This window comes from Acinetobacter sp. YH12241 (assembly GCF_013417535.1).
GTDB lineage: Bacteria > Pseudomonadota > Gammaproteobacteria > Pseudomonadales > Moraxellaceae > Acinetobacter.
This window is the reverse complement of sequence record NZ_VPDQ01000034.1, coordinates 17,382-29,537: the sequence shown is the minus strand read 5'-3', so window position 1 is coordinate 29,537 and position 12,156 is coordinate 17,382. Positions and strand designations below refer to the sequence as shown.

The 12,156-nt window shown below is 42.5% G+C and carries 10 protein-coding genes and 1 pseudogene; 5 read left to right on the top strand and 6 right to left on the bottom strand.

Annotated elements, in window-relative coordinates; all coding sequences use genetic code 11:
- Positions 1–122: pseudogene (locus tag FTV18_RS13815) on the bottom strand (IS982 family transposase); the annotation flags it as partial.
- A 78-nt stretch (positions 123–200) separates the two neighbouring features.
- On the opposite strand from FTV18_RS13815, the gene FTV18_RS13810 reads away from it, so the two are divergent.
- Positions 201–1,360 (top strand): IS3 family transposase gene (locus FTV18_RS13810; RefSeq protein WP_179993407.1). Its coding sequence is split into 2 segments (ribosomal slippage): positions 201–435 and positions 435–1,360, totalling 1,161 coding nucleotides; the frame shifts between segments, so codons are not numbered across the junction.
- A 71-nt stretch (positions 1,361–1,431) separates the two neighbouring features.
- Positions 1,432–1,857, top strand: a complete 426-nt coding sequence (locus FTV18_RS13805) for a type I secretion C-terminal target domain-containing protein (protein ID WP_180012385.1) — start codon at positions 1,432–1,434, stop codon at positions 1,855–1,857.
- A 102-nt stretch (positions 1,858–1,959) separates the two neighbouring features.
- Here the strand turns inward: FTV18_RS13805 and FTV18_RS13800 are convergent, their stop codons facing one another.
- Positions 1,960–2,415, bottom strand: a complete 456-nt coding sequence (locus tag FTV18_RS13800) for a hypothetical protein (RefSeq protein WP_034706330.1) — start codon at positions 2,413–2,415, stop codon at positions 1,960–1,962.
- An 82-nt stretch (positions 2,416–2,497) separates the two neighbouring features.
- Complete coding sequence (locus FTV18_RS13795) at positions 2,498–3,106, bottom strand: DUF805 domain-containing protein (protein WP_159124294.1); 609 nt, start codon at positions 3,104–3,106, stop codon at positions 2,498–2,500.
- Positions 3,107–3,631: 525 nt separating this feature from the next.
- Here FTV18_RS13795 and FTV18_RS13790 point away from each other — a divergent pair.
- The gene (locus FTV18_RS13790) at positions 3,632–4,222 is read left to right on the top strand and encodes a DUF4142 domain-containing protein (RefSeq protein ID WP_180012383.1); all 591 of its coding nucleotides are present in this window, start codon (positions 3,632–3,634) and stop codon (positions 4,220–4,222) included.
- Between the two features lie 81 nt (positions 4,223–4,303).
- Here FTV18_RS13790 and FTV18_RS13785 read toward each other — a convergent pair whose 3' ends face one another.
- The 3 genes from FTV18_RS13785 to FTV18_RS13780 all read right to left on the bottom strand — a co-directional run bounded on the left by FTV18_RS13785 (position 4,304) and on the right by FTV18_RS13780 (position 9,133).
- Entirely contained in the window at positions 4,304–5,587 is a 1,284-nt protein-coding gene (locus FTV18_RS13785) for a ribonucleotide-diphosphate reductase subunit beta (protein WP_004785102.1), read from the bottom strand.
- Positions 5,588–5,725: 138 nt separating this feature from the next.
- Positions 5,726–5,857, bottom strand: coding sequence for a hypothetical protein (locus FTV18_RS15780; RefSeq protein ID WP_257218527.1), 132 nt, complete (start codon positions 5,855–5,857; stop codon positions 5,726–5,728).
- A gap of 441 nt (positions 5,858–6,298) precedes the next feature.
- On the bottom strand, positions 6,299–9,133 hold the full coding sequence (locus FTV18_RS13780; RefSeq protein ID WP_179993292.1) for a ribonucleoside-diphosphate reductase subunit alpha: 2,835 nt from the start codon (positions 9,131–9,133) through the stop codon (positions 6,299–6,301).
- A gap of 569 nt (positions 9,134–9,702) precedes the next feature.
- Here FTV18_RS13780 and bfmR point away from each other — a divergent pair.
- Both bfmR and bfmS read left to right on the top strand, forming a co-directional pair.
- Positions 9,703–10,419 (top strand): response regulator transcription factor BfmR, encoded by a 717-nt coding sequence (gene bfmR, locus FTV18_RS13775; protein WP_004785097.1) that lies wholly within the window; start codon positions 9,703–9,705, stop codon positions 10,417–10,419.
- Between the two features lie 41 nt (positions 10,420–10,460).
- Positions 10,461–12,137, top strand: coding sequence for a sensor histidine kinase BfmS (bfmS, locus tag FTV18_RS13770; protein ID WP_034705648.1), 1,677 nt, complete (start codon positions 10,461–10,463; stop codon positions 12,135–12,137).
- The last annotated feature ends 19 nt before the right edge of the window (positions 12,138–12,156 follow it).

The window sequence follows — 12,156 nt, the reverse complement described above, 5'->3', positions numbered from 1 at the left end:
CTCAAGTGAGCGGTTCGGACTCTGGAGAAACGACGACTTTGTTTAAGGAAATTCCAGTAGGTTGCTTCAAATTTAAGAAAGAAATCATCAATTACGCAAAATAATTCGGTACTATTAAACATCGGGATGATCCTAGACAAAATAATGGACAGCACGTGCCTCTAAAGATAACGTAACTTTAATCTTTGGAGATTCAAGAAATGGCTAAACGTTTTAGTCCCGAATTTAAACAGCAAGCGATTGATTATGCACTTTCAAACTCACACGAGTCTGTAGCTGCAATCGCCCAGAAATTAGGTGTGGGTTATTCAACATTAGATAAATGGATTCGTGAAACCAATCCGGCAGGTTCAAGCAAACGTCAACTTTCACCAGAACAACAGCGGATCGTGGAATTAGAGAAAGAAGTCAAACAGCTCAAGGAAGCCAATGACATCTTAAAAAAAGCGCATGTGTACTTTCTAACAGATCATGCCAAGAAAAGTACACGGTAATTCAAGATCTAGATATGAATGAAGTCACCGTATCTTCTGCCTGTAAATGCCTGGGTGTCAGCACTTCAGGCTATTATACCTGGCGAAAACATCAAGCCAATACGGCACAGAAATATAATGACTTAAAAGCCGTATATTGGCAGCATCATGCACGATTGGGTGCACCTTCATTAGTACATGACATGCATGATTTAGGTTACAACATGAGCGAACGTACTATTGGAAGGATCCTAAAAAAGCTTGGTTTACGTAGCAGGATTGCACGTAAATACAAGCATACGACTGATTCAACCCATCGTTTGCCTACAGCACCCAACTTGTTGGATCGCCAATTTACAGCTACTCAGCCTAATAAAGTCTGGACAACAGACATTACCTATATCCGCACTAAAGAAGGTTGGTTGTATTTATGTGTGATGCTAGATTTATTTAGCCGTCGTATCGTGGGGTGGCAAACCAGCCATCGAATAGACCGCCAGTTGGTGTGTGATACGTTTAACTATGCAATGGCTCGTCAGGGTTATCCAACTGGTGTTATGGTTCATTCGGACCAAGGCTCACAGTACTGTAGTCGTGATTTTAGAGCGCTGTTACTGAAAAATGATTGTACTCAGAGTATGTCTAGACGTGGAAACTGTTGGGATAATGCAGTGACTGAAAGCTTCTTTCATACATTAAAAGGTCATGTGGTACATGGCAGTGTGTTTTCGACTCGAAAAGAAGCGAATGCTGTCTTGTTTGACTATATTGAAATTTATTACAATCGAGTCAGAAGACATTCTGCAAACGGCTGGTTAAGTCCAGAAGCCTTTGAACAGAAATATATTAAAAGTTTAGAGGGGCTGGTTGTCCACGATACTGTCTAGGATCAGTATTTGAATATACGGTAACGCGTAATGCGGGACAGGCCGATCAGGAAAGTGCTTCAGCAAATCTGGTGATCAATATTGATCAGGTAAACCAGATTCTTAACTATGCCGACGATCCAGCAGATAACCTGTTACAGGGTGGTGCAGGTGATGACATCCTGACAGGTGGTGCAGGAGCAGATACAGCGATCTATTATTTACTAAATAATGCTGATGCAACTGGCGGCAATGGTACATATACCTGGACTGACTTCAATGCAGTTGAAGGTGACACCATCGATGTATCTGCATTATTAAGTGATCAGGCAGTAGATGCCTCAAATCTGGGGAACTATATCACGCTCGAACAACGTGGAGATGATACAGTCGTGACGATCGATCGTGATGGTTCCGATACCAATACCACCTTTGCACGCGCTGATTTGCTGATATTACAGAATGTAGACAGTGCAACTTTACAGCTGGATGACATCATTAAATATAATCCAATCTAATCAGAAGTTTTTAAAATGGATTATTCATAAAAATTTATGATGTCATTGAACTTCAATTAAAAAATCCCGCTTAATGCGGGGTTTTTTAATTTTATATGGCATTTAAAGTGTTAAAAACCAGATAGAAGCAGCAATGACGACAATTAAGATAACCAGAAAGATTTTTAGATTGGTTTTAGGATAAGTGGTGCTTAAGCTCGCTTTCGTAATTTCCTGACCTGCGGGATCATACAGAATCACCTTTTGTGCACTATTTTCATAACCTAATTCTAGCAGGGCACGCTGTTCAAGAGCTGTCAGACCCTCTTCAGGCATATCCATAACTTGCAGCAGCGTTGTAGAGCCCCAAAGTTTTTGAACAATTGAAGTAGATACCAGCTGTTTTAGGGTGTCTGAGGCAGCATTAAAGTCGGCAATGATGCTGCGTTCATGCGCATAGGGAACGGGAGGGACCATTGTTTGCACAATCGTGCCCTCATTGTCCATCAGTTGCATTTTATCTTTATAAATTTGCACCCATATTGCATTGGGAAGTTTGGATAACTGATCTTGCAGCATGAATTGCCTACGTATTGCTTTGATATTAAATTAAATAATCTATAAACATATCCCGTATCAAGACGGGATATGTAATGTTCCATTACTTGGCAGGAGCACCATATTCATTATTTTCTTTTTTGGTATCACTTGCCCACCAGATAATGAGTAAAATGGCTCCTATCCCTGTCAGTACAAGCAATTGCCACCATCCAGAGCGTCCAATGTCATGCAAGCGACGTGCCCCTACAGCCAGACTTGGGAGCAGAAGCGCTAAATTTAGCAGGCCATTCACCAAAGGTTTGGTGCCTAAAACTGCATCAATGGCTTCACTAATAATGCTTAAAATTACACAAAACAGCATAAAGAACCAAAATTCTTTACGGCGTGCACGACCTGAAAAGTTTGCATAATTGGTTAGACATTTTACAAACCAGTCGATACTGCTGTAATTCTCTTCAGCCTGATCCAGATTGGAATATTTATTAATCTGATTGCTAATGCTTTCTCCCAGATGAATCGAGTTTCCCAAAGCCAGATAAATATCTGCTGCCTGACCGGTTGAGTTAACAATAAAATCAACCCGGTCACCGCGTGAAGGAGGGCGTTGTCCACGCCAGTCTGCACCGCTAAAACTGTAGCGGTTGTTATCATCCCCTGTGATAAAACCCGTATTATCTTGAATAGAAAAATCCAGGATGGAACCTTTCATAAGCCCTCTCTATTTATCTTCTGGCTATTATGGATTTGTATAAATATTATTCATATATGGCCGATAGTAGCATAGGAAATTTATTTTGAGATCAAGCTTTTATAAAAATATTTAGGTAATAAATTTTCACTATCTAAAGCTAGAAGTTCTGATTAATAAGAAGTTGATTTAGCCGATAACAAATAATTTAGTTAAATTTAGATTTTCTTAATTTGTTGAATAATAAGAAATGATTCAAGGGAAGAAAAACTGAAATAAATTTAATAAAGCTAAAAATATACCAATATTTATAAAAATAATTTAAATCAATGACTTAATTAATTTTAGTATTTTATTCAATATGAATATATTGCGAATTTTTACGTAGAGTTTGAATAAGAAACTAATCCCCAACAGACTTTGCTTAAGTTAATAAATGCTTATATATTGATCTCATAAAACAACTTAAACATTAAACTGTTTTTAAGTGAATTCACCTATTTTATAAAGGCAATTTTAATTAATAAAACATTAAAGGGTGTCATGATGAAAGCTATTCTAATGAAGAAGATGATTAACTGCGTTGCGATGAGTGGTGTATTGCTATTCACTGCTGGTCAAACAATGGCAATGAATCAGCAATCTTCAACTGCTGCTCAAGCAAATTCTAAAGCATCAAATGACAGCCGAATGAATTTAACTGAGAGTCAAGTGATTAAGGTTGTAAGTACGGTCAATAACGGTGAAATTAAACAGGCAAAAACAGCTTTGCCAAAACTTAAAACAGATGACGCACGTAAGTATGCGCAAATGATGATTAGCGAACATACAGCGAACGAGAAAAAAGGCCAGGCTCTGGCAGACCGTTTAAAATTAACTCCTCAAGCAAGCAGTCTCAGTACGGCATTGCAAAGCGATAGTGACAAGATTGTTACTGACCTGAGCAAGCCATCTGCAGCCGATAAAGACTATATGATGAGTCAGGTTGAAGTACATCGTAAAGCCCTGAACACTTTGGATACACAATTGATTCCAAGTGCGAAAAATGCGGAATTAAAAAGCATGTTGACGCACACCCGTACTGCGGTAGCGACACATCTGAAAAAAGCTGAACAAATCGTTGAAAAGATGAAATAAGTTAAGCATTCATCCAATAAAAAAACCGCCATTTTAGGCGGTTTTTTTGATCATAATACTTTATATATTATGTGATATTTCTTACCAGCTTAACGCGCCACCAGTTTGATAATCTGTTACGCGAGTTTCGAAGAAGTTCTTCTCTTTACGTAGATCCATCATTTCTGACATCCACTGGAATGGATTGTTCACACCAGTAAACTGTTCAGGCAAGCCTAACTGGCTCAAGCGACGGTTACAGATAAATTTCAGGTATTCTTCCATCATACCGGCATTCATGCCCAATACACCGCGTGGCATCGTGTCACGTGCATATTCGATTTCAAGCATGGTGCCTTCAAGGATCATCTGAATCACTTCTTGCTGGAATTCAGCAGTCCACAGATGTGGGTTCTCGATCTTGATCTGGTTGATCATATCAATACCGAAGTTCAGGTGCATAGATTCATCACGCAGGATGTACTGGAATTGCTCAGCAACACCATTCATCTTGTTACGACGACCCATAGACAGAATTTGGGTGAAACCGCAGTAGAAGAAGATACCTTCAAGTACACAGTAGAATGCGATCAGGTTGCGAAGCAAGATCTGGTCGTTTTCTGGTGTACCGGTTTTGAAAGTAGGATCACTTAGAGATTGTGTATATTTCAGGCCCCAAGCCGCTTTACGTGCAACTGATGGGACTTCGCGGTACATGTTGAAGACTTCACCTTCGTCCATACCTAAAGACTCGATACAGTACTGGTAAGCATGCGTATGAATCGCTTCTTCAAATGACTGACGCAGGATGTACTGACGGCATTCAGGGTTGGTGATGTGACGGTAGATCGCCAATACCAGATTGTTTGCTACTAGTGAATCCGCGGTAGAGAAGAAACCAAGTGAACGCATCACGATGGTACGTTCATCTTCAGTCAAGCCATTTTCAGACTTCCACAACGCGATGTCGTGGTTCATGTTGATTTCTTGAGGCATCCAGTGGTTCGCACAACCATCCAGATATTTCTGCCAAGCCCATTCGTATTTGAATGGCACTAACTGGTTCAAGTCAGCACGGCAGTTGATCATACGTTTATCATCAACCTGTACACGCTGTGCGCCCATCTCAAGTTCTTCAAGACCAGGCGCAACGTCCAGTTGGTCTAGGGAAGCAGATGCTCTTGCCAGTGAATCGGTTGAATTTGATCCTGCGCTTCGAGGGGCTGCAGCGGGTTGTGCAGCTGCCACATTCGACGATGTGTTGCTTGCATCAGATACCATCTGCGGATTAGCCGTTTTTTTCGGCTCGACGGGCGTAGGCTGCTGTTCAGGTGCAGCCGGTTTTTGCGAATCATCTTCGAAATCGTCCCAACTTAGGATAGACATATCAATTCTCTCTAGTTGCTTTATATCTTTTATTAGACATCCAGCAGTGCTGAGATGTCTTACTATACGCTCAATTTGTGTAAACAAAATTAAGTTTTGTCGATGAATGCTCTGAATTTGTTCAGAGATAAATCCCCACTACTTATTTTGTTTACGCTGTTGCTGGCGAACTTTAAACCAGAAGTAAGCAATCGGTGCGTAAAAGGTAATGGCAAAGGAAAGGATCAATGCCACAAGTCCTAACATGTAATTGTGAGTCATATGGGGCATTGAGGTTTCCTTTATTGTTAAATATTAAATCCTCCCCAAACCCATCCTTTAATAAAGGAGGGGGATTTCCGTGAATTCTTTTGCTTACACGGAAGTCCCCCTTTGGAAAAGGGGGATTTAGGGGGGATTTTGTATTAAGTAACTACCTGAGTAGTTGACTTAAGATTTTTTATGTTTTGTTCATTTGCTTGGTTTATCGAAACCAATATTGCAACTGAGCAAGGTAATAAGCATGTGAAGCAAAAAATCTGAATTTCCTTGCGTACAATGCGAACTTTCTTTTTAAATTCTTTAAGCTTTTTCGACATGTTCTATTCCTTTACGGAATCAATCATGACGAATTAGCAAAAGTGAGTTCTTATGCTAACCGCTCATAAGAATCAACCATTGCTAATTCGCAATATAAGAGATAAATCTCGGTTGATTCCTAATCCAGCTAACTTACTGACAAGCCTCACAATCAGGATTATCAATTGAACATGCTTGTGGCACTGGCGCTGCTTGAGTGAAACCTTCTTCCTCTACAGGCGCTTCAGGTTTTTTCTCTTCAACCACTGGCGCTGCAACTACAGGAGCCGCAACAGTTGCAGGTTTAACTGCATTCAATGCACCAGTATTAATGGTTGATTTTTCAGCAGAAGTTGCACCTAATGCACGTAGGTAGTAAGTGGTTTTCAGACCACGTAACCAAGCCATCTTGTAAGTGATGTCCAGTTTCTTACCGTTTGCACCAGCGATGTACAGGTTCAGAGATTGCGCCTGATCGATCCATTTTTGACGACGAGAAGCAGCATCTACGATCCAGCGTGGCTCAACTTCAAACGCAGTCGCAAAGATCGCTTTCAATTCTTCAGGAATACGAGAAATCTTTTGTACTGAACCTTCAAAGTGTTTCAGGTCATTGACCATCACTGCATCCCAAAGACCACGTTCTTTCAACGCACGTACCAGGTACGGGTTGATCACTGTGAATTCACCAGACAGGTTAGATTTCACATACAGGTTCTGGAATGTAGGCTCAATGGATTGAGACACACCACAAATGTTCGAAATAGTTGCAGTTGGCGCAATCGCCATCACATTCGAATTACGCATACCGTCTTTTTGAACTTTGGCACGTAAAGTGTCCCAGTCCAGACGTTGTGTGCGGTCTACTTCAAACATGCGTTCTGGACGAGTTTTCGCAACCAGGTCAAGTGAGTCGATTGGCAGAATACCTTGATCCCACAGTGAACCTTTGAATGTTTCATACGTACCGCGTTCAACAGCAAGGTCACTTGAAGTTGAAATTGCGTAGTAAGAAATCACTTCCATTGATTCATCAGCAAACTCAACCGCAGCGTCAGAACCGTAAGCCATACCCATTTCGTAAAGCGCATCCTGGAAGCCCATGATACCCATACCGACTGGACGGTGTTTCAGGTTCGAGTTACGTGCTTGTGGAACTGCGTAGTAGTTGATGTCGATCACGTTATCGAGCATACGAACCGCAGTTTTTACTGTACGAGCCAGTTTTTCACGATCCAGCTTGCCGCCTTGAATGTGTTGTACCAGGTTGATCGAACCTAAATTACATACTGCGATTTCTTCTTTGCTGGTGTTCAGGGTGATTTCTGTACACAGGTTAGAAGAGTGAACCACACCTACGTGTTGTTGTGGTGAACGCAGGTTACATACGTCTTTGAACGTGATCCATGGGTGGCCTGTTTCGAACAGCATAGACAGCATTTTGCGCCACAAATCTTTTGCACGGATTTTCTTGTGCAACATGTTTGTTTCTTTGGCAATGCTTTCGTAGTAAGCATAACGCTCAGCGAATTCTGCACCAGTCAGATCATGAAGATCAGGCGTTTCAGAAGGTGTGAACAGTGTCCATTCAGCATCTTCGAATACACGTTGCATGAACAGGTCAGGAACCCAGTTCGCAGTGTTCATGTCGTGAGTACGACGACGGTCATCACCCGTATTCTTACGCAGCTCAAGGAATTCTTCGATATCCAGATGCCAGGTTTCCAGGTATGCACATACCGCACCTTTACGTTTACCACCCTGGTTTACTGCAACAGCAGTATCGTTGGCAACTTTAAGGAATGGCACCACACCTTGAGACTTACCGTTTGTACCTTTAATGTAAGAGTTCAGGGCACGAACTGGAGTCCAGTCATTACCTAAACCGCCTGCCCATTTAGACAGCATTGCGTTATCACGCATCGCGCCATAGATGTCAAACAGATCATCATCAATTGTAGTTAAGTAGCAGCTAGATAACTGTGGACGTAGCGTACCTGAGTTGAACAGGGTAGGCGTAGACGCCATGTAGTCGAAGCTAGACAATAAGTTATAGAACTCGATTGCACGGTCTTCACGGTTATCTTCGTTCAGGGCAAGACCCATAGACACACGCATGAAGAACAATTGCGGCAATTCGAAACGCACGCCATCTGAGTGGATAAAGTAACGGTCAAATAGGGTTTGCAGACCTAGGTAAGTGAACTGGTTTGAACGTTCTGGTTGAATCGCTGCAGCCAGCTTAGCCAGGTCAAAGTTTAACAATTCAGGTGAAAGAAGCTCTAACTCAATCCCTTTTTTCAGGAAAGTTTCAAGTGCATCACCTTCATTAGTATCAGTGGATAGACCCAAGAACTCTAAACCGGTAGCCACCAGGTCATCACGCAACAGACGTGCAGTCACATAAGTATAGTTAGGTTCTTGCTCAATACGGGTACGAGTTGCCATCATCATGGTTGTAGAGATGTCAGACTCTTTTACACCGTTATAAAGGTTTTTTACGGTCTCATCGACAATCGCCTGTACGTCGATCCCTTCAAGGCCTTCAGCAGCACGAGTCACAGTCGCAGTCAATTCGCTTAAGTCAAGCGGCTTTAACTTACCTTCTGCATCAGTGACTTGCAGTGTAGGGTGATGGTTGGCACCTAACTGTTTGCGCGCTTCAGAACGTTGTTCACGGTAGATGACATAGGCACGTGCAACTTTCTGTTCGCCAGTACGCATCAGCGCAAGTTCAACCTGATCCTGAATTTCTTCGATATGGATCGTGCCACCCGATGGTAAACGGCGTTTGAATGTATTCAGAACCATTTCCGTTAATTGTTCGATACGGTCGTGTATACGGCTCGAATCTGCACTTTGCTGGCCTTCTACTGCCAAAAATGCTTTTCCAATTGCAACAGAAATTTTTTCTGCATCAAAAGCGGCAACATCACCGGTGCGTTTAATCACCTGAAGTTGACCCGGAGTGGACGTGATTACGCTCATGTTAGCATAGCTCCATTGTCATCTATTTTTATGTTTATGGACCGTTTGAACTGGGCAAAAATCGTGCCACAGTGTTCGAGGAATAAACACAAGACCTAGTGGTTATAAAATTAATTGAACACAAGATACGGGAAAATTTAGGGTAGATCAATATTGACATTTTGCTAAATATTTTTCTGAAGTTTTATCTTAATCTTTTGCAAAAAGATCCCAATTTTTATTGATTCTTGCATAAGCCTTATCCGGCAAGGCATAGCATATCAAAGCTGGCAAAAAGTGCTTATAGATAACATTGTGGATAACTAAAAAGGCCTGAATCAACTAGTCACATTTTGTCCAGATTCAGCTTTGATCAATGCAAATAAGCCGACAAACGGTAGTTAAATGCACATTCGAGTGAAATGTGCACGATAAAATATTACAAAATGCTACTTTGATGTATTGGTTTGGTGAACGCTATCTTGTTTACAATGTAAACGTGTGTATATTGCAAGCATATTAAAAACGTATCTATTGGATTTCAAAAGGATACGTCCGTAGCATGCGTCCATCAAATAAAGGGGCAACACATGAGCCAAGAAGAAAAGTTACCTAAAATTCTAATTGTTGAAGATGATGAGCGTCTTGCTCGTTTAACACAAGAATACCTCATCCGTAATGGTCTTGAGGTTGGGGTAGAGCCGGATGGCAACCGTGCTATTCGTCGTATTATTGCTGAGCAACCAGACATGGTGGTTCTAGATGTCATGTTGCCAGGTGCTGATGGTTTGACCATCTGCCGTGAAGTTCGTCCACATTATCATCAACCGATTTTAATGCTGACTGCACGTACTGAAGATATGGATCAGGTCTTAGGTCTGGAAATGGGTGCAGATGACTATGTCGCTAAACCGGTTCAGCCGCGTGTCCTGCTGGCTCGTATTCGTGCTTTATTGCGTCGTACCGACAAGGTGCCTGAAGATGAAGTGGCTCAGCGCATCGAATTTGATGACCTGGTGATCGACAATGGTGGTCGTTCAGTGACCTTGAATGGTGAGCTGGTTGACTTTACCAGTGCAGAATATGACCTGTTGTGGCTGCTGGCTTCAAATGCGGGCCGCATCCTGTCACGTGAAGATATCTTCGAGCGTCTACGCGGCATCGAATATGACGGCCAAGACCGTTCAATTGATGTGCGTATCTCGCGCATTCGTCCAAAAATTGGTGACGATCCTGAAAATCCAAAACGTATTAAAACAGTACGTAGTAAAGGTTATCTATTCGTCAAAGAAACTAACGGTATCTAATCGGTGCCTTTAGCCGCCTGAATAAACAGGATAATTAATAGGTGTTTAAACACAGTATATTTTTGCGGATATACGCAGGCCTGGTCATGCTTGTGGTCCTGGTGGCAGTATTCAGCTATCTGCTGGTACAGATCATCAACTACCAGCGTGCGCAGGAGTATCGTGAATCCCTGACTAATGGTATGGCATATATCATCAGTGAGGGGGTTGCGAGACAGCCTAATCTGCAGCAAAAGATGGATTGGGTTTCAGATGCGTCTGATCTGTTGGAATTGCCGATCTACTATGTCGAAGCCAGTAAAGTGGATATTACCCGAGCGGAAGGTCGACGTCTGGCTGACCGTAAGGCAGTCGTGCGTTGGGATGCTAAAACTGGGGTAGCTTATATTGTCATTGGGCTACGCGATGATCCAAGTCATTATCTTTATATTAAGGCGGATAATATTACTGAACGTCAGATGAAGGCTTTACCGGTCTTTATTCTGGACTATCTGGTGTACTACCCAGGTCAGGAAAAAGAATACCTGAAGCGAATTCAGGACTATTTCTCTTATCCAATCTCGATCGAAAATGTCCAGAGCCTGCCACTAGATTCTGAGCAGATCGGACGTTTGCGTCTGGATCACAGCATTATTTTATATCGTGATAGTGCCTCAATTCGCGGCACTACAATTTCGATCATTTCTCCTATTCCTAGCTCGACGTCTGAAGTGCTGGTGATGGGGCCAGTGCCGTTATTTAACTGGATGCCATTCCAGTTAGCTGCCGGGATTACCTTACTGAGCCTGTTTGTCTTAAGTCTGGGGATTTATGGTCTGCTGGTGCCAATGCAACGTAAACTGCGTGAAGTGAGCTATGCCCTGAACAAGATGAAAACCGGGAACATGTCATTGCGTCTTCCGGTGGAGGGCAGTGATGAGATGGCGACGCTGGCTTCCAGCTATAACAATATGTCGGACCATATTCAGCGCCTGATTGAAGCGCAGCGTGAATTGATGCGTGCTGTATCGCATGAGCTGCGTACACCGGTTGCCCGTATCCGTTTTGCTGTGGAAATGATGGCAGATGAAGACGACTATGATTATCGCTTGCAGCAGGTTGAGCAGATCGATAAGGATATTGAAGCCTTAAATACCTTGATCGATGAAATCATGACCTATGCCAAACTGGAACAGGGCATGCCTTCAATTGAATTTGAAGATATTGATCTGTTTGAAGTGCTGGAGCAGGTGGCCGTCGAAACAGATGCTCTAAAAACTGGCAAAGAAGTTGAAGTGCTGCCAATGCCAGTACCTGTAACCGTAGAAGCTGAACGACGTTACCTGCATCGTGTGGTGCAAAATCTGGTGGGTAATGCAGTACGCTATTGTGAGCAGAAAATCCTGATCAGCGGCGGACTAGATGCTAAGGGCATGGCGTATATCTGTGTAGAAGATGATGGTCCGGGGATTCCAGAAGCTGACCGCGCCCGTATCTTTGAAGCTTTTGCCCGACTGGATGATAGTCGTACCCGTGCTTCAGGGGGGTATGGTTTGGGCTTGTCTATTGTCAGCCGGATTGCTTACTGGTTTGGTGGAGAGATTCAGGTCGATCAAAGTCCGACACTGGGTGGTGCACGCTTTATCATGATTTGGCCAGCCAGCCGTTACGGTAAAAAAATCAAGCAAAAACCGATCGAAAAGCTGGAAAAAGCTGAAGTGTCAGATCAATCAGAATAAGAGTTTAGGTGAGAAAAAA

Coding starts and splice junctions, on each gene's coding strand:
- FTV18_RS13800 (WP_034706330.1), bottom strand. CDS start 2,415: ATGCTGCAAGATCAGTTATCCAAACTTCCCAATGCAATATGGGTGCAA.
- FTV18_RS13795 (WP_159124294.1), bottom strand. CDS start 3,106: ATGAAAGGTTCCATCCTGGATTTTTCTATTCAAGATAATACGGGTTTT.
- FTV18_RS13790 (WP_180012383.1), top strand. CDS start 3,632: ATGAAAGCTATTCTAATGAAGAAGATGATTAACTGCGTTGCGATGAGT.
- FTV18_RS13785 (WP_004785102.1), bottom strand. CDS start 5,587: ATGTCTATCCTAAGTTGGGACGATTTCGAAGATGATTCGCAAAAACCG.
- FTV18_RS15780 (WP_257218527.1), bottom strand. CDS start 5,857: ATGCCCCATATGACTCACAATTACATGTTAGGACTTGTGGCATTGATC.
- FTV18_RS13780 (WP_179993292.1), bottom strand. CDS start 9,133: ATGAGCGTAATCACGTCCACTCCGGGTCAACTTCAGGTGATTAAACGC.
- bfmR (WP_004785097.1), top strand. CDS start 9,703: ATGAGCCAAGAAGAAAAGTTACCTAAAATTCTAATTGTTGAAGATGAT.